This is a genomic window from Pseudomonas sp. NMS19W, assembly GCF_051554255.1.
Taxonomy (GTDB): domain Bacteria; phylum Pseudomonadota; class Gammaproteobacteria; order Pseudomonadales; family Pseudomonadaceae; genus Aquipseudomonas; species Aquipseudomonas kribbensis.
In genome coordinates, this window is sequence record NZ_CP136718.1 from 3,818,255 (window position 1) to 3,835,482 (window position 17,228).

14 protein-coding genes are annotated in these 17,228 nt (G+C 60.7%); all 14 read left to right on the plus strand.

The features are described 5' to 3' along the window. The first annotated feature begins 409 nt into the window (after positions 1–409). The 14 genes from aceA (at position 410) to nuoN (ending at position 17,218) form a co-directional block, all read left to right on the plus strand. Positions 410–1,735 carry an isocitrate lyase gene (gene aceA / locus R1A29_RS17405; protein ID WP_011334956.1) on the plus strand — a complete coding sequence of 442 codons (1,326 nt, stop codon included), beginning with the start codon at positions 410–412 and terminating at the stop codon, positions 1,733–1,735. Between the two features lie 545 nt (positions 1,736–2,280). Beyond that, entirely contained in the window at positions 2,281–2,694 is a 414-nt protein-coding gene (locus tag R1A29_RS17410) for an NADH-quinone oxidoreductase subunit A (RefSeq protein WP_003223812.1), read from the plus strand. A gap of 10 nt (positions 2,695–2,704) precedes the next feature. After that, positions 2,705–3,379, plus strand: a complete 675-nt coding sequence (locus tag R1A29_RS17415; protein WP_007951456.1) for a NuoB/complex I 20 kDa subunit family protein — start codon at positions 2,705–2,707, stop codon at positions 3,377–3,379. Between the two features lie 70 nt (positions 3,380–3,449). Next, a complete protein-coding gene (gene nuoC, locus R1A29_RS17420) occupies positions 3,450–5,234 on the plus strand; it encodes an NADH-quinone oxidoreductase subunit C/D (protein ID WP_085712391.1) in 1,785 nt (594 codons plus the stop codon). 2 nt (positions 5,235–5,236) lie between these two features. Further along, entirely contained in the window at positions 5,237–5,734 is a 498-nt protein-coding gene (gene nuoE, locus R1A29_RS17425; protein ID WP_003223804.1) for an NADH-quinone oxidoreductase subunit NuoE, read from the plus strand. Further along, the gene (gene nuoF, locus R1A29_RS17430; protein ID WP_064380702.1) at positions 5,731–7,086 is read left to right on the plus strand and encodes an NADH-quinone oxidoreductase subunit NuoF; all 1,356 of its coding nucleotides are present in this window, start codon (positions 5,731–5,733) and stop codon (positions 7,084–7,086) included. The genes nuoE and nuoF overlap by 4 nt, the downstream gene beginning before the upstream one ends. Positions 7,087–7,224: 138 nt before the next feature. Continuing rightward, positions 7,225–9,939 (plus strand): NADH-quinone oxidoreductase subunit NuoG, encoded by a 2,715-nt coding sequence (nuoG, locus tag R1A29_RS17435; protein ID WP_438299049.1) that lies wholly within the window; start codon positions 7,225–7,227, stop codon positions 9,937–9,939. Further along, on the plus strand, positions 9,936–10,943 hold the full coding sequence (gene nuoH / locus R1A29_RS17440; protein ID WP_007951460.1) for an NADH-quinone oxidoreductase subunit NuoH: 1,008 nt from the start codon (positions 9,936–9,938) through the stop codon (positions 10,941–10,943). Before nuoG ends, nuoH begins: the two co-directional genes overlap by 4 nt. 11 nt (positions 10,944–10,954) lie before the next feature. Next, the gene (nuoI, locus tag R1A29_RS17445; protein ID WP_085712394.1) at positions 10,955–11,503 is read left to right on the plus strand and encodes an NADH-quinone oxidoreductase subunit NuoI; all 549 of its coding nucleotides are present in this window, start codon (positions 10,955–10,957) and stop codon (positions 11,501–11,503) included. Positions 11,504–11,512: 9 nt separating this feature from the next. Beyond that, a complete protein-coding gene (gene nuoJ, locus R1A29_RS17450; protein ID WP_085690004.1) occupies positions 11,513–12,013 on the plus strand; it encodes an NADH-quinone oxidoreductase subunit J in 501 nt (166 codons plus the stop codon). A gap of 3 nt (positions 12,014–12,016) precedes the next feature. After that, entirely contained in the window at positions 12,017–12,325 is a 309-nt protein-coding gene (gene nuoK, locus R1A29_RS17455; protein ID WP_003180046.1) for an NADH-quinone oxidoreductase subunit NuoK, read from the plus strand. Beyond that, a complete protein-coding gene (nuoL, locus tag R1A29_RS17460) occupies positions 12,322–14,175 on the plus strand; it encodes an NADH-quinone oxidoreductase subunit L (RefSeq protein ID WP_438299050.1) in 1,854 nt (617 codons plus the stop codon). The genes nuoK and nuoL overlap by 4 nt, the downstream gene beginning before the upstream one ends. Before the next feature lie 39 nt (positions 14,176–14,214). Next, positions 14,215–15,747 (plus strand): NADH-quinone oxidoreductase subunit M, encoded by a 1,533-nt coding sequence (gene nuoM / locus R1A29_RS17465; RefSeq protein WP_007951464.1) that lies wholly within the window; start codon positions 14,215–14,217, stop codon positions 15,745–15,747. Positions 15,748–15,754: 7 nt separating this feature from the next. Next, positions 15,755–17,218 carry an NADH-quinone oxidoreductase subunit NuoN gene (gene nuoN / locus R1A29_RS17470; protein ID WP_085712396.1) on the plus strand — a complete coding sequence of 488 codons (1,464 nt, stop codon included), beginning with the start codon at positions 15,755–15,757 and terminating at the stop codon, positions 17,216–17,218. Positions 17,219–17,228: the final 10 nt, after the last annotated feature.

Genomic DNA, 17,228 nt, shown 5'->3' on the forward strand with positions numbered 1-17,228 from the left:
AACGTTTGACGAGCCAAAAAAGCGAAGGCATGATGGCCTCGCTCCCGCTAATCAGAGGCCCTGGCAAGGGCCTTCGAAGCGATGCTCGCAACCATCCCCGCGAGCCGTTTCGTGTCTGTACCGCCCACAAGGTGTGTTTGACGAGGTTGCCGACTGGAACGAAGTTGTCCCGAGGGACGGAAGCGTAATTAGGTAACCCGGCTTTACACTGTAGTTCGCACAAAGGCCCACGACGCCCGAATGCGCCCGCCAGTTCGCCTTTACCTGCTCACTTCCCCTCGAGCCCATCGTTCATCCCGTCGCCTGCCCCGCCGAACCCGACCTGACCACCTAAGCTTCTGGTCAGCGAGCGCAAGGAATTTTCCACCGCAGAACAACTTTTCATAAAGACGCGACGAGGTTTATCTCCATGGCACTGACACGCGAACAGCAAATTGCAGCCCTTGAAAAAGACTGGGCTGAAAACCCGCGCTGGAAAGGCGTGACTCGCAATTACTCCGCTGCTGACGTCGTCCGTCTGCGTGGCTCGGTTCAACCAGAGCACACTTTTGCGAAAATGGGCGCCGAGAAGCTGTGGAACCTGGTCACCCAGGGTGCCAAGCCGTCCTTCCGCCCAGAGAAAGATTTCGTCAACTGCATGGGCGCCCTGACCGGCGGCCAGGCTGTACAGCAGGTTAAAGCCGGTATCCAGGCAATCTACCTGTCGGGCTGGCAAGTCGCTGCGGACAACAACTCCGCCGAATCGATGTACCCGGATCAGTCGCTGTACCCGGTGGACTCGGTTCCAACCGTGGTCAAGCGCATCAACAACTCGTTCCGTCGTGCCGACCAGATCCAGTGGAAAGCCGGCAAGAACCCGGGCGACGAAGGCTACATCGACTACTTCGCGCCGATCGTGGCTGACGCCGAAGCCGGTTTCGGCGGCGTACTGAACGCCTACGAGCTGATGAAGAGCATGATCGAAGCAGGCGCCGCCGGCGTTCACTTCGAAGACCAGCTGGCTTCCGTGAAGAAATGCGGCCACATGGGCGGCAAGGTACTGGTTCCAACCCAGGAAGCCGTGCAGAAGCTGACCGCTGCTCGTCTGGCTGCCGACGTTGCCGGTGTACCGACCATCATCCTGGCCCGTACCGACGCCAACGCTGCCGACCTGCTGACTTCCGACTGCGACCCGTACGACCAGCCGTTCGTAACCGGCACCCGCACTCAGGAAGGTTTTTACAAGGTGCGTGCCGGTCTGGACCAGGCAATCGCCCGTGGCCTGGCCTACGCGCCGTACGCCGACCTGATCTGGTGCGAAACCGCCAAGCCGGACCTGGACGAAGCCCGTCGCTTCGCTGAAGCGATCAAGAAGGAATACCCGGACCAGATCCTGTCGTACAACTGCTCGCCTTCCTTCAACTGGAAGAAAAACCTGGACGACGCGACCATCGCCAAGTTCCAGCGCGAACTGTCCGCCATGGGTTACAAGCACCAGTTCATCACCCTGGCCGGCATTCACAACATGTGGCACAGCATGTTCAACCTGGCGCACGACTACGCCCGCAACGACATGACTGCCTACGTGAAGCTGCAGGAGCAGGAATTCGCTGACGCCGCCAAGGGTTACACCTTCGTGGCGCACCAGCAGGAAGTGGGCACTGGCTACTTCGATGACATGACCACCGTGATCCAGGGTGGCACGTCCTCGGTAACCGCGCTGACCGGTTCGACCGAAGAAGAACAGTTCCACTGATCGACTTCACCGAGTAAACGGCCTGTGCGGACCGTATAGAAAGCTAACCGCATAGCCGAAAGACTGACGCCCCGACTGGTTCGGGGCGTTTTTTTTGCCTGCGACCCGCTGAACGCCCCAGAGCTGGCACAGCCTTTCAGGCGAAACATTGATCCAGAGCGGTATCCGCGTCACAAAAATCGGTTAAAACGGGCGCCGCCGCTACTTGCAGTAACGCGGATATAAGACAACTTCCCAACTGCCCAGTCGCTAAACAGTTACAAAACCACTCCAAACGATACTAATTATCATTTAGCGGCAACTATGTTCGTTACATTTCCTACAAAACATAATTCGTGAAATCCCGGCTAATGCCCGCAACGCATGGGCTACAGGGCCATAGAGGTGCGCTATGTCCTTATTCCAATAAATAATTTCGCTATAGGAATTTTACTTGCAGGGTGTTTAGCCATAAAATCAGCGCGATTGATTGCTGCGACATATCGTCACTGCCTTATTTCTTTATCAAGCTCAGAGACCTTTGCTCTCTGTTAAGGATTTCCAGCATGCCCGAAGCGACAGGACTCATGGCCCACAACTGGGGCTTTGCCATTTTCCTTCTGGGTGTAGTCGGCCTGTGTGCCTTCATGCTCGGCGTCTCCAGCCTCCTCGGGTCAAAAGCCTGGGGCCGCAGCAAAAACGAACCGTTCGAGTCCGGCATGCTACCTACCGGTGGCGCCCGCTTGCGACTCTCAGCCAAATTCTATCTGGTCGCGATGCTGTTCGTGATCTTCGATATCGAAGCCCTCTTTCTCTTTGCATGGTCTGTGTCCGTCCGCGAAAGCGGCTGGACCGGATTCGTCGAAGCTCTCGTTTTCATAGCAATTCTGTTGGCAGGTCTTGTCTACCTGTTCCGAGTGGGCGCCCTTGACTGGGCTCCGGAAGCTCGTCGCAAGCGGCAGGCGAAGCTGAAACAATGAGGCTTTGGCAATGCAATACAATCTCACCAGAATCGACCCCGATGCTCCTAACGAGCAGTATCCGATCGGCCAGCGGGAAACCGTTTCCGATCCGTTAGAAGATCAAGTCCACAAAAACATTTTCATGGGCAAGCTGGAAGACGTGCTGAGTGGCGCGGTCAACTGGGGACGTAAGAACTCCCTGTGGCCGTACAACTTCGGTCTTTCGTGCTGCTACGTGGAAATGACCACCGCCTTCACGGCGCCCCACGACATCGCGCGCTTCGGCGCCGAAGTTATCCGGGCATCACCGCGTCAGGCCGACTTCATGGTTATCGCCGGGACCTGCTTCATCAAGATGGCGCCGATCATTCAGCGTCTCTACGAGCAGATGCTCGAGCCGAAATGGGTTATCTCCATGGGTTCGTGCGCCAACTCCGGTGGCATGTACGACATCTACTCCGTGGTTCAAGGGGTGGACAAGTTCCTGCCCGTGGACGTCTACGTACCTGGCTGCCCGCCCCGTCCAGAAGCATTTCTGCAAGGCTTGATGCTGTTGCAGGAATCCATTGGCCAGGAGCGTCGCCCACTTTCCTGGGTCGTTGGCGATCAAGGCGTTTATCGCGCCGACATGCCTTCGCAGAAGGAACAGCGCCGCGAACAGCGAATCGCAGTCACCAATCTGCGTAGCCCTGACGAAGTCTGATCCAGATCTGTTTCAAAGAAACGAGAAGCTGGCTTCATTCTTTACGTTGACCGAAAGCGAAAAAATAACCATGACTACAGGCAGTGCTCTGTACATCCCGCCTTACAAGGCAGACGACCAGGATGTGGTCGTCGAACTGAACAACCGTTTTGGCGCCGAAGCGTTCACCGCTCAGCCGACCCGCACCGGCATGCCGGTGCTGTGGGTGGCCCGCGCCAAACTCGTTGAAGTCCTGACTTTCCTGCGCAACCTGCCCAAGCCGTACGTCATGCTCTATGACCTGCACGGCGTGGACGAGCGTCTGCGCACCAAGCGTCAAGGGCTGCCATCGGGCGCCGACTTCACCGTGTTCTATCACCTCATGTCGCTGGAACGTAATAGTGACGTGATGATCAAGGTCGCCTTGTCCGAGAGCGACCTCAGCTTGCCGACCGTCACCAGCATCTGGCCGAACGCCAACTGGTACGAGCGCGAAGTCTGGGACATGTACGGCATCGACTTCAAAGGTCACCCTCACCTGTCGCGCATCATGATGCCGCCGACCTGGGAAGGTCACCCGCTGCGCAAGGACTTCCCGGCGCGCGCCACCGAATTCGATCCGTTCAGCCTGAACCTCGCCAAGCAACAGCTCGAGGAAGAAGCCGCGCGCTTCCGCCCTGAAGACTGGGGCATGAAGCGTTCCGGCCCGAACGAGGACTACATGTTCCTCAACCTCGGTCCAAACCACCCTTCGGCTCACGGTGCGTTCCGTATCATCCTGCAACTGGACGGTGAAGAGATCGTCGACTGCGTTCCGGACATCGGCTACCACCACCGTGGCGCCGAGAAGATGGCCGAGCGTCAGTCCTGGCACAGTTTCATTCCGTACACCGACCGTATCGACTACCTCGGCGGCGTGATGAACAACCTGCCGTACGTGCTCTCGGTCGAGAAGCTGGCCGGCATCAAGGTGCCGGAGAAGGTCGACGTCATCCGCATCATGATGGCCGAGTTCTTCCGGATCACCAGCCACCTGCTGTTCCTGGGTACCTACATCCAGGACGTCGGCGCCATGACCCCGGTGTTCTTCACCTTCACCGACCGCCAGAAGGCGTACACGGTGATCGAAGCCATCACCGGTTTCCGTCTGCACCCGGCCTGGTACCGCATCGGTGGCGTCGCCCACGACCTGCCGCGCGGCTGGGACAAACTGGTGAAAGACTTCGTTGAATGGCTGCCAAAGCGCCTCGACGAATACACCAAGGCCGCCCTGCAGAACAGCATCCTCAAGGGTCGTACCATCGGCGTTGCCCAGTACAACACCAAAGAGGCCCTGGAATGGGGCGTCACCGGTGCCGGCCTGCGTTCCACCGGTTGCGACTTCGACCTGCGTAAAGCGCGCCCATACTCCGGCTACGAGAACTTCGAGTTCGAAGTGCCGCTGGCCGCCAACGGCGATGCCTACGACCGCTGCATGGTTCGCGTCGAAGAGATGCGCCAGAGCGTCAGGATCATCGACCAGTGTCTGCGCAACATGCCGGAAGGCCCGTACAAGGCGGATCACCCGCTGACCACGCCGCCACCGAAAGAGCGCACGCTGCAGCACATCGAAACCCTGATCACGCACTTCCTGCAGGTTTCGTGGGGCCCGGTCATGCCGGCCAACGAATCCTTCCAGATGATCGAAGCGACCAAGGGCATCAACAGTTATTACCTGACGAGCGACGGCGGCACCATGAGCTACCGTACCCGGATCCGTACTCCGAGCTTCGCCCACCTGCAGCAGATCCCTTCGGTGATCAAAGGCAGCATGGTCGCGGACCTGATTGCGTACCTGGGTAGTATCGACTTCGTTATGGCCGACGTGGACCGCTAAGCATGAACAGCACGCTTATCCAGACAGACCGTTTCACCTTGAGTGAAACCGAGCGCTCGGCCATCGAGCACGAGCTGCATCACTACGAAGACCCGCGCGCGGCGTCGATCGAAGCCCTGAAGATCGTTCAGAAGGAACGCGGCTGGGTGCCGGACGGCGCTCTGTACGCCATCGGCGAGATCCTCGGCATCCCGGCCAGCGACGTTGAAGGCGTGGCCACGTTCTACAGCCAGATCTTCCGTCAGCCGGTCGGCCGTCACATCATTCGCGTCTGCGACAGCATGGTCTGCTACATCGGCGGCCACGAGTCGGTGGTCAGCGAAATCCAGAACAACCTGGGTATCGGCCTGGGTCAGACCACCGCCGACGGTCGTTTCACCCTGCTGCCGGTCTGCTGCCTCGGCAACTGCGACAAGGCACCGGCGCTGATGATCGATGACGACACCTTTGGCGATGTCCAGCCTGCCGGCGTCGCCAAACTGCTCGAGGGCTACGTATGACCCTGACTTCTTTCGGTCCGGCCAACCGCATCCAGCGTTCGGCCGAGACTCACCCGCTGACCTGGCGCCTGCGTGACGACGGCGAAGCCGTGTGGCTCGACGAGTACCAGGCCAAGAACGGTTACGCCGCTGCGCGCAAAGCCTTCGCCGACATGGATCAGGACGCCATCGTCCAGACCGTGAAAGACGCCGGCCTCAAAGGTCGCGGCGGTGCAGGCTTCCCCACTGGCGTGAAGTGGGGCCTGATGCCAAAAGACGAATCCATCAACATCCGCTACCTGCTGTGCAACGCGGATGAAATGGAGCCGAACACCTGGAAAGACCGCATGCTGATGGAGCAACTGCCCCATCTGTTGATCGAAGGCATGCTGATCAGCGCCCGCGCGCTGAAAACCTACCGTGGCTACATCTTCCTGCGTGGCGAGTACACCACCGCCGCCAAGCACCTGAACCGTGCCGTGGAAGAAGCCAAGGCAGCGGGCCTGCTGGGCAAGAACATCCTGGGCAGCGGCTTCGATTTCGAGCTGTTCGTCCACACCGGCGCCGGGCGTTACATCTGCGGTGAAGAAACCGCACTGATCAACTCCCTCGAAGGCCGCCGCGCCAACCCGCGCTCCAAGCCGCCCTTCCCTGCCGCCGTTGGCGTGTGGGGCAAGCCGACCTGCGTGAATAACGTTGAAACCCTGTGCAACGTGCCGGCGATCATCGCCGACGGCGTGGACTGGTACAAATCGTTGGCTCGCGACGGCAGCGAAGACATGGGCACCAAGCTCATGGGCTTCTCCGGCAAGGTCAAGAACCCGGGCCTGTGGGAACTGCCATTCGGCGTGACCGGTCGCGAGCTGTTCGAAGACTACGCCGGCGGCATGCGCGACGGTTACAAGCTCAAGGCCTGGCAGCCAGGCGGCGCCGGTACCGGTTTCCTGTTGCCGGAACACCTCGACGCACAAATGTACGCCGGCGGCATCGCCAAAGTGGGCACCCGTATGGGTACCGGCCTGGCCATGGCGGTGGACGACAGCGTCAACATGGTGTCCCTGCTGCGCAACATGGAGCAGTTCTTCGCTCGCGAATCCTGCGGTTTCTGCACCCCTTGCCGTGATGGCCTGCCATGGAGCGTCAAGCTGCTGATGGCCATCGAACAAGGCCGCGGCCAGCCAGGTGACATCGAGACCCTGCTGGGTCTGGTCAACTTCCTCGGCCCGGGCAAGACCTTCTGTGCTCACGCACCGGGTGCCGTGGAGCCGTTGGGCAGTGCCATCAAATACTTCCGTCCAGAGTTCGAAGCCGGTATCGCGCCTGCAAGCGCCGCCGTCCCGCCTCTGGCGAAGCCGATTGTAGTCGGCGCGTAAACGCTTAAAAAAAGGCGAAGGGTCCGTGCCCTTCGCCTTTCGTCCGATGACGCCTTTCGGGGCTGACTGGATTCGGACGGATAACAAGATTCCATTAGCCACGCCCGCTGACACCGGGCCAACGAAGACCTTTGAACCATGGCCACTATCCACGTAGACGGCAAAGCGCTCGAAGTCGACGGGGCAGACAACCTGTTACAGGCATGTCTGTCGCTGGGCCTCGACATCCCTTATTTCTGCTGGCACCCCGCGCTAGGTAGCGTCGGGGCCTGCCGCCAGTGCGCGGTCAAGCAGTACACCGACGAGAACGACACCCGTGGTCGCATCGTCATGTCCTGCATGACCCCGGCCACCGACAACACCTGGATCTCCATCGACGATGAAGAATCCAAGGCGTTCCGCGCCAGTGTCGTCGAATGGCTGATGACCAACCACCCGCACGACTGCCCGGTCTGCGAGGAAGGCGGTCACTGCCACCTGCAAGACATGACTGTGATGACCGGCCACAACGAGCGCCGTTATCGCTTCACCAAACGCACCCACCAGAATCAGCAACTGGGCCCGTTCATTTCCCACGAAATGAACCGCTGCATCGCTTGCTACCGCTGCGTGCGTTTCTACAAGGACTACGCCGGCGGCACCGACCTCGGTGTGTACGGCGCCCACGACAACGTGTACTTCGGTCGCGTTGAAGACGGCACCCTCGAAAGCGAGTTCTCCGGCAACCTCACCGAGGTCTGCCCGACCGGTGTGTTCACCGACAAGACTCACTCCGAGCGCTACAACCGTAAATGGGACATGCAGTTCTCGCCGAGCATCTGCCATGGCTGCTCCAGCGGTTGCAACATCTCCCCGGGTGAGCGTTACGGCGAGCTGCGTCGCATCGAAAACCGTTACAACGGTTCGGTGAACCAGTACTTCCTGTGCGACCGTGGCCGTTTCGGTTATGGCTACGTCAACCGCACCGACCGTCCACGTCAGCCATTGCTGGCCGACGGCACCAAGCTGAGCCTGGACGACGCGCTGGACAAGGCCGCCGACCTGCTGCGCGGTCGCAATATCGTCGGTATCGGTTCGCCGCGTGCCAGCCTCGAAAGCAACTACGCGTTGCGTGAACTGGTAGGCGCCGAGCACTTCTACTCCGGTATCGAAGCCTCCGAACTGGAACGCATCCGTCTGGTCCTGCAAGTGCTGAAAGACAGCCCGCTGCCAGTGCCGAACATGCGCGACATCGAAGACCACGACGCCGTGTTCGTCCTCGGTGAAGACCTGACCCAGACCGCCGCCCGCATGGCCCTGGCCCTGCGTCAGTCGGTAAAAGGCAAGGCCGAAGACATGGCCGAAGCCATGCGCGTCCAGCCTTGGCTCGACGCCGCCGTGAAGAACATCGGTCAGCACGAGCTGAACCCGCTGTTCATCGCCAGCCTGGCTGAAACCAAGCTCGACGACATCGCCGAAGAGTGTGTACACGCCGCTCCTGACGATCTGGCGCGCATCGGTTTCGCCGTGGCTCACGCCCTGGACGCCAGCGCCCCTGCCGTCGAAGGTCTGGACGCCGAAGCCCTGGAACTGGCCAAGCGCATCGCCGATGCACTGCTCGCCGCCAAGCGCCCGCTGATCATCGCCGGTACTTCGCTGGGCTCCAAAGCCCTGATCGAAGCGGCTGCGAACATCGCCAAGGCCCTGAAGCTGCGCGAGAAGAACGGTTCGATCAGCCTGATCGTGCCGGAAGCCAACAGCCTCGGCCTGGCCATGCTCGGTGGCGAATCGGTTGATGCCGCGCTGCAAGCGGTCATCGACGGCAAGGCCGACGCCATCGTCGTGCTGGAAAACGATCTGTACACCCGCACCTCGAAAGCCAAGGTCGATGCGGCACTGAACGCTGCGAAAGTGGTGATCGTTGCCGACCATCAGAAGACGGCCACCAGCGACCGCGCGCACCTGGTTCTGCCAGCCGCCAGCTTCGCTGAAGGCGACGGTACGCTGGTCAGCCAGGAAGGTCGCGCCCAACGCTTCTTCCAGGTTTTCGACCCGCAATACATGGACGCGAGCATTCTGGTCCACGAAGGCTGGCGCTGGCTGCACGCCCTGCGCGCCACCCTGCTGAACCAGCCGATCGACTGGACGCAACTCGACCACGTCACCTCCGCCGTAGCCTCGAGCACCGCGCAACTGGCCGGCATCGTCGACGCTGCACCGTCCGCCGCGTTCCGTATCAAGGGCATGAAACTGGCCCGTGAACCGCTGCGCTACTCCGGCCGCACTGCAATGCGCGCCAACATCAGCGTTCACGAACCGCGCACCCCGCAAGACAAGGACACCGCGTTCGCCTTCTCGATGGAAGGTTACTCGGGCTCCGCCGAACCGCGTCAGCAAGTGCCGTTCGCCTGGTCGCCGGGCTGGAACTCGCCGCAAGCCTGGAACAAGTTCGAGGACGAAGTCGGCGGTCATCTGCGCGCTGGCGATCCGGGCACCCGCCTGATCGAAAGCACCGGTGATTCGCTGAACTGGTTCGCCGCCGCGCCACGCGCATTCAACCCGGCGCCGGGCACCTGGCAAGCCGTGCCGTTCTTCCACCTGTTCGGCAGCGAAGAGAACTCTTCGAAAGCCGCTCCGGTTCAGGAACGCATCCCGGCGGCCTACGTCGCTCTGGCCAAGTCCGAAGCCGACCGTCTGGGCGTCAACGACGGCGCACTGCTGAGCCTCAACGTTGCCGGCCAGACCCTGCGTCTGCCGCTGCGCATCAATGAAGAGCTGGGCGCAGGTCTGGTGGCATTGCCTGCGGGCATCGCCGGCATTCCACCGGCATTCGCCGGCGTATCCGTTGATGGTCTGCAGGAGGCAGCGCAATGACCTGGTTCACCCCTGAAGTGATCGATGTGATCCTGACGGTCATCAAAGCCATCGTGATCCTGCTGGCCGTTGTGGTCGCAGGCGCGTTGCTCAGCTTTGTCGAACGTCGCCTGCTGGGCTGGTGGCAGGACCGTTACGGTCCGAACCGCGTCGGCCCGTTCGGCATGTTCCAGATCGCTGCTGACATGCTGAAGATGTTCTTCAAGGAAGACTGGACCCCGCCGTTTGCCGACAAGGTGATCTTCACCCTGGCACCGGTGGTGGCCATGTCCGCCCTGCTGATCGCGTTCGCGATCATCCCGATCACCCCGACCTGGGGCGTGGCGGATCTGAACATCGGCCTGCTGTTCTTCTTCGCCATGGCCGGTCTGTCGGTCTACGCGGTGCTGTTCGCCGGCTGGTCGAGCAACAACAAGTTCGCCCTGCTGGGCAGCTTGCGTGCCTCGGCGCAGACCGTGTCCTACGAAGTGTTCATGGGCCTGGCCCTGATGGGCATCGTGGTGCAGGTCGGCTCGTTCAACATGCGCGACATCGTCGAGTACCAGGCGCAGAACCTGTGGTTCATCATTCCGCAGTTCTTCGGCTTCTGTACCTTCTTCATCGCTGGCGTGGCCGTGACTCACCGTCACCCGTTCGACCAGCCGGAAGCGGAACAGGAACTGGCCGACGGTTACCACATTGAATACGCCGGTATGAAATGGGGCATGTTCTTCGTCGGTGAATACATCGGCATCATCCTGATCTCGGCGCTGCTGGTCACCCTGTTCTTCGGTGGCTGGCACGGTCCGTTCGGCATCCTGCCGCAACTGTCCTTCGTCTGGTTCGCACTGAAGACCGCGTTCTTCATCATGCTGTTCATCCTGCTGCGCGCTTCGATCCCGCGTCCGCGTTATGACCAGGTGATGGACTTCAGCTGGAAATTCTGCCTGCCACTGACCCTGATCAATTTGCTGGTGACCGCTGCAATCGTGTTGTGGAACACGCCTGCAGTTGCGGTTCAGTGAGGATTTGACCCATGTTCAAATATATTGGCGACATCATTAAGGGTACCGGTACCCAGTTGCGCAGCCTGGTCATGATCTTCGGTCATGGCTTTCGCAAGCGCGACACCCTGCAATACCCGGAAGAGCCGGTCTACCTGCCGCCACGCTACCGTGGCCGCATCGTCCTGACCCGCGACCCCGATGGCGAAGAACGCTGCGTAGCCTGCAACCTGTGCGCCGTGGCATGCCCGGTGGGTTGCATCTCGCTGCAGAAAGCTGAAACCGAAGACGGTCGCTGGTACCCGGACTTCTTCCGTATCAACTTCTCGCGCTGCATTTTCTGCGGTCTCTGCGAGGAAGCCTGCCCGACCACCGCGATCCAGCTGACCCCGGATTTCGAGATGGCCGAGTTCAAACGTCAGGACCTGGTGTACGAGAAAGAAGATCTTTTGATCTCCGGCCCCGGCAAAAACCCTGATTACAACTTCTATCGTGTTGCAGGTATGGCCGTTGCGGGCAAGCCGAAAGGCGCCGCACAAAACGAAGCCGAGCCGATCAACGTGAAGAGCTTGCTGCCTTAAGGAAGAACGATGGAATTCGCTTTCTATTTCGCATCGGGTATCGCTGTTGTGTCCACACTGCGTGTGGTCACCAACACCAATCCTGTGCACGCCCTGCTCTACCTGATCATTTCGCTGATCTCCGTGGCCATGACCTTCTTCGCCCTCGGCGCACCGTTCGCCGGCGTGCTGGAAGTGATTGCCTACGCCGGCGCCATCATGGTGCTGTTCGTGTTCGTGGTGATGATGCTGAACCTGGGGCCTGCCTCGGTTCAGCAGGAACGCACCTGGCTCAAGCCCGGCATCTGGGCAGGACCGGTGATTCTCGCCGCCCTGCTGCTGGCCGAACTGCTGTATGTGCTGTTCGCTCACCAGAGCGGTCAGGCCATCGGTCAAACCACCGTGGACGCGAAAGCCGTGGGCATCAGCCTGTTCGGTCCGTACCTGCTGGTGGTCGAACTCGCCTCGATGCTGCTGCTCGCTGCAGCCGTCACGGCGTTCCATTTGGGCCGTAACGAGGCGAAGGAGTAAGACATGCCTGCTATCCCTCTCGAACATGGTCTGGCCGTTGCCGGCATCCTGTTCTGCCTTGGTCTGGTCGGCCTGATGGTCCGCCGCAACATTTTGTTCGTGTTGATGAGTCTGGAAGTGATGATGAACGCCTCTGCACTGGCCTTCATCGTTGCGGGCGCCCGCTGGGCGCAACCGGATGGACAGATCATGTTCATCCTGGTGATCAGCCTTGCAGCCGCCGAAGCCAGTATTGGCCTGGCGATCCTGCTGCAACTGTATCGCCGCTTCCACACGCTCGATATCGACGCTGCCAGTGAGATGCGCGGATGAACCTACTCTTTCTGACTTTCGTATTCCCTCTGATCGGGTTCCTGTTGCTGTCGTTCTCGCGCGGCCGCCTCTCGGAAAACCTGTCGGCGCTGATCGGTGTCGGCTCCATCGGCCTGTCTGCCATCGTCGCCGCCTACGTGATCTGGCAGTTCAACGTCGCTCCACCGGAAGGTGGCGTGTACGTGCATGTGCTGTGGAAGTGGATCTCGGTGGAAGGCTTCCAGCCTAACTTCGCCCTGTACCTGGACGGCCTGTCCGTGACCATGCTCGGTGTGGTGGTCGGTGTGGGTTTCCTGATCCACCTGTTCGCCTCCTGGTACATGCGCGGTGAAGCCGGTTACTCGCGCTTCTTCGCCTATACCAACCTGTTCATCGCCAGCATGCTGTTCCTGGTGCTGGGCGATAACCTGCTGTTCATCTACTTCGGTTGGGAAGGCGTGGGCCTGTGCTCGTACCTGTTGATCGGTTTCTACTACAGCAACCGCAACAACGGTAACGCCGCACTGAAAGCCTTCATCGTCACCCGTATCGGCGACGTGTTCATGGCCATCGGCCTGTTCATCCTGTTCCAGCAACTGGGCACGCTGAACGTCCAGGAACTGCTGGTGAAGGCGCCCGAGCACTTCAAGGTCGGCGATTTCTGGATCGTGCTGGCAACCCTGATGCTGCTGGGTGGTGCGGTCGGTAAATCGGCTCAACTGCCGCTGCAGACCTGGCTCGCGGACGCGATGGCCGGTCCTACCCCGGTTTCGGCACTGATCCACGCTGCAACGATGGTTACTGCGGGTGTCTACCTGATCGCCCGTACCCACGGCCTGTTCGCCCTGGCGCCGGACATCCTGCACCTTGTCGGCATCGTCGGCGGTGTAACCCTGGTTCTGGCAGGTTTTGCCGCACTGGTTCAAACCGACATCAAACGTATCCTCGCCTACTCGACCATGAGCCAGATCGGCTACATGTTCCTGGCGCTGGGCGTTGGTGCCTGGGAAGGCGCGATCTTCCACCTGATGACCCACGCCTTCTTCAAGGCCCTGCTGTTCCTTGCTTCCGGTGCGGTGATCGTTGCCTGCCACCACGAGCAGAACATCTTCAAGATGGGCGGTCTGTGGAAGAAACTGCCGCTGGCCTACGCCAGCTTCATCGTCGGTGGTGCCGCCCTGGCCGCCCTGCCGCTGGTGACCGCAGGCTTCTACTCCAAGGACGAAATCCTCTGGGAAGCGTTCGCCAGCGGCCACAACGGTCTGTTGTACGCCGGTCTGGTCGGTGCGTTCATGACCTCGCTGTACACCTTCCGCCTGATCTTCATCGCGTTCCACGGTGAAGCCAAGACCGAAGCTCACGCCGGTCACGGCATCGCTCACTGGCTGCCGCTGTCGGTGCTGATCGTGCTGTCGACTTTCGTCGGCGCCATGATCGTTCCACCGCTGCACGGCGTACTGCCGGAAAGCGTTGGCCATGCCGGTGGCGAAGCCAAGCACAGTCTGGAAATCGCCTCGGGCGCCATCGCCCTGGCCGGTATCCTGCTGGCGGCCCTGCTGTTCCTCGGCAAGCGTCGCTTCGTGACCGCGATCGCCAACAGCAGCATCGGCCGTCTCCTTTCGGCCTGGTGGTTCGCTGCCTGGGGCTTCGACTGGATCTACGACAAACTGTTCGTCAAGCCGTACCTTGCGATCAGCCACATGCTGCGCAAAGACCCGCTCGACCAGACCATCGGTCTGATCCCGCGCATGGCCAAGGGTGGTCACACTGCCCTGAGCCGTACCGAAACCGGTCAACTGCGTTGGTACGCTGCTTCGATGGCTGCTGGTGCCGTACTGGTAATCGGCGCTGTCGTGCTGGTAGCGGTCTGATATGAACCTTGCGAATTTGCGAAAGGAAACGAGCCCGTCATGATTCTGCCTTGGCTAATCCTGATCCCCTTCATCGGCGGCCTGCTGTGCTGGATGGGTGAGCGCTTCGGCGCTACCCTCCCCCGCTGGATTGCGCTGTTGACCATGACCCTGGAACTCGCCCTCGGCCTCTGGCTGTGGGCCCACGGTGACTATTCATTTGCTCCGGCGCCTGGCGCCGATCCGACCTGGGCGCTTGAGTTCAAGCATGTCTGGATCCAGCGCTTCGGCATCAACGTGCACCTGGCCCTCGACGGCCTGTCGCTGCTGATGATCCTGCTGACCGGTCTGCTGGGTATCCTGTCGGTACTCTGCTCGTGGAAAGAGATCCAGCGTCACGTTGGCTTCTTCCACCTGAACCTGATGTGGATCCTGGGCGGCGTTGTCGGCGTGTTCCTCGCCCTCGACCTGTTCATGTTCTTCTTCTTCTGGGAAATGATGCTGGTGCCGATGTACTTCCTCATCGCGCTCTGGGGTCACAGTTCTTCGGACGGCAAGAAAACCCGTATCTACGCGGCGACCAAGTTCTTCATCTTCACTCAGGCTTCCGGCCTGATCATGCTGGTGGCGATCCTCGGTCTGGTCCTGGTCAACTACAACAGCACCGGCGTGATCACCTTCAACTACGCCGACCTGTTGAAGACCAAGATGTCGATGACCACCGAGTACATTCTGATGCTCGGCTTCTTCATCGCCTTCGCGGTCAAGCTGCCGGTGGTTCCGTTCCACTCCTGGCTGCCTGACGCTCACGCCCAGGCGCCGACTGCAGGTTCCGTCGACCTCGCCGGTATCTTGCTGAAAACCGCGGCCTACGGTCTGCTGCGTTTCGCCCTGCCGCTGTTCCCGAACGCCTCGGCCGAGTTCGCGCCGATCGCCATGACCCTCGGTCTGATCGGGATCTTCTACGGTGCGTTCCTGGCGTTCGCGCAAACCGACATCAAGCGTCTGATCGCCTTCTCGTCCGTTTCCCACATGGGCTTCGTACTGATCGGCATCTACTCCGGCAGCCAACTGGCGCTGCAAGGTGCCGTGATCCAGATGCTGGCCCACGGTCTGTCGGCGGCGGCACTGTTTATCCTGAGCGGTCAGCTGTACGAGCGTCTGCACACTCGTGACATGCGTGAGATGGGCGGTCTGTGGTCGCGTATCGCTTACCTGCCGGCGATCAGCCTGTTCTTCGCAGCCGCCTCGCTGGGTCTGCCGGGTACCGGTAACTTCGTCGGCGAGTTCCTGATCCTGATCGGTACGTTCGCCAGTGCTCCATGGATCACCGCGATTGCCACCTCCGGTCTGGTGTTCGGTTCGGTCTACTCGCTGATCATGATCCACCGTGCCTACTTCGGTCCGTCCAAATCGGATTCGATCCTGCACGGCATGGACGGTCGCGAACTGATCATGGTGCTGGGCCTTGCGGTACTGCTGATCTACCTCGGCGTCTACCCGCAACCGTTCCTCGACACTTCTGCCGCCACGATGCATGGCGTGCAGCAGTGGCTCGGCACCGCCTTCACTCAACTCGCTTCGGCCCGGTAAGAGCGCTATGGAATTCACGATTCAACACTTTATTGCGCTAGCGCCACTGTTGATCACCAGCCTCACCATTATCGTGGTGATGCTGGCAATCGCCTGGCGCCGCAACCACTCGCAGACCTTCCTGATTTCGGTGGCGGGTCTGAACCTGGCCTTGCTGTCGATCCTGCCAGCCCTGAAAGTCGCGCCTCTGGCCGTGACGCCATTGCTGCAGATCGACACCTTTGCCTGCCTTTACATGGCGCTGATCCTGGTCGCCACCCTCGCCTGCGTCACCCTCGCCCACGCCTACCTCGGCGATGGCGGTTCGGGTTACCCGGGCAACCGTGAAGAACTGTACCTGCTGATCCTGATGGCCGCCGCCGGTGGCCTGGTTCTGGTCAGCGCGCAGCACCTGGCCGGGTTGTTCATCGGTCTGGAACTGCTGTCGGTACCGGTCTACGGTCTGGTGGCCTACGCCTTCTTCAACAAGCGTTCGCTGGAAGCCGGCATCAAGTACATGGTGCTGTCGGCCGCCGGTTCCGCGTTCCTGCTGTTCGGTATGGCGCTGCTGTACGCAGACTCGGGTTCCCTGAGCTTCGTAGGTATCGGTCAGGCACTGGCCACCACCAATCTGCCGAGCTCGCTGGCGCAACTGGGCCTGGGCATGATGCTGATCGGTCTGGCGTTCAAACTGTCGCTGGTACCGTTCCACCTGTGGACGCCGGACGTGTACGAAGGTGCTCCGGCACCGGTGGCCGCGTTCCTCGCCACCGCGTCGAAAGTGGCTGTGTTCGCGGTAATGGTTCGTCTGTTCCAGATCTCCCCTGCCGCAAGCAGTGGCGTGCTGAGCAACGTGCTGACCATCATCGCCATCGCCTCGATCCTGTTCGGTAACCTGCTGGCCCTGACCCAGAGCAACCTCAAGCGTCTGCTCGGTTACTCGTCCATCGCGCACTTCGGCTACCTGCTGATCGCACTGGTGGCGAGCAAGGGTCTGGCAGTGGAAGCCATCGGCGTGTACCTGGTCACCTACGTGATCACCAGCCTCGGTGCCTTCGGCGTGATCACCCTGATGTCCTCGCCGTACAACGGCCGTGACGCAGACGCGCTGTACGAGTACCGCGGCCTGTTCTGGCGCCGTCCGTACCTGACCGCCGTACTGACCGTGATGATGCTGTCCCTGGCCGGTATCCCGCTGACTGCAGGCTTCATCGGCAAGTTCTACATCATCGCCACTGGTGTCGAGTCGCACCAATGGTGGCTGGTCGGTTCGCTGGTACTGGGCAGCGCCATCGGCGTGTTCTACTACCTGCGCGTGATGGTCACCCTGTACCTGATCGAGCCGAACCTGCGCCGCCACGACGCCCAGCTGCATTGGGAACAAAAGGCAGGCGGCGTAATGCTGCTGGCCATCGCCGTGGTCGCGTTCTTCCTCGGCGTCTACCCGCAACCATTGCTGACCCTGGTTCAGCAGGCGGGCCTGGCGGGCTGATTGCTCTGCT

Coding starts and splice junctions, on each gene's coding strand:
- nuoG (WP_438299049.1), top strand. CDS start 7,225: ATGGCCACTATCCACGTAGACGGCAAAGCGCTCGAAGTCGACGGGGCA.
- nuoE (WP_003223804.1), top strand. CDS start 5,237: ATGAACAGCACGCTTATCCAGACAGACCGTTTCACCTTGAGTGAAACC.
- R1A29_RS17415 (WP_007951456.1), top strand. CDS start 2,705: ATGCAATACAATCTCACCAGAATCGACCCCGATGCTCCTAACGAGCAG.
- R1A29_RS17410 (WP_003223812.1), top strand. CDS start 2,281: ATGCCCGAAGCGACAGGACTCATGGCCCACAACTGGGGCTTTGCCATT.
- nuoJ (WP_085690004.1), top strand. CDS start 11,513: ATGGAATTCGCTTTCTATTTCGCATCGGGTATCGCTGTTGTGTCCACA.
- nuoN (WP_085712396.1), top strand. CDS start 15,755: ATGGAATTCACGATTCAACACTTTATTGCGCTAGCGCCACTGTTGATC.
- nuoL (WP_438299050.1), top strand. CDS start 12,322: ATGAACCTACTCTTTCTGACTTTCGTATTCCCTCTGATCGGGTTCCTG.
- aceA (WP_011334956.1), top strand. CDS start 410: ATGGCACTGACACGCGAACAGCAAATTGCAGCCCTTGAAAAAGACTGG.
- nuoI (WP_085712394.1), top strand. CDS start 10,955: ATGTTCAAATATATTGGCGACATCATTAAGGGTACCGGTACCCAGTTG.
- nuoH (WP_007951460.1), top strand. CDS start 9,936: ATGACCTGGTTCACCCCTGAAGTGATCGATGTGATCCTGACGGTCATC.
- nuoF (WP_064380702.1), top strand. CDS start 5,731: ATGACCCTGACTTCTTTCGGTCCGGCCAACCGCATCCAGCGTTCGGCC.
- nuoM (WP_007951464.1), top strand. CDS start 14,215: ATGATTCTGCCTTGGCTAATCCTGATCCCCTTCATCGGCGGCCTGCTG.
- nuoK (WP_003180046.1), top strand. CDS start 12,017: ATGCCTGCTATCCCTCTCGAACATGGTCTGGCCGTTGCCGGCATCCTG.
- nuoC (WP_085712391.1), top strand. CDS start 3,450: ATGACTACAGGCAGTGCTCTGTACATCCCGCCTTACAAGGCAGACGAC.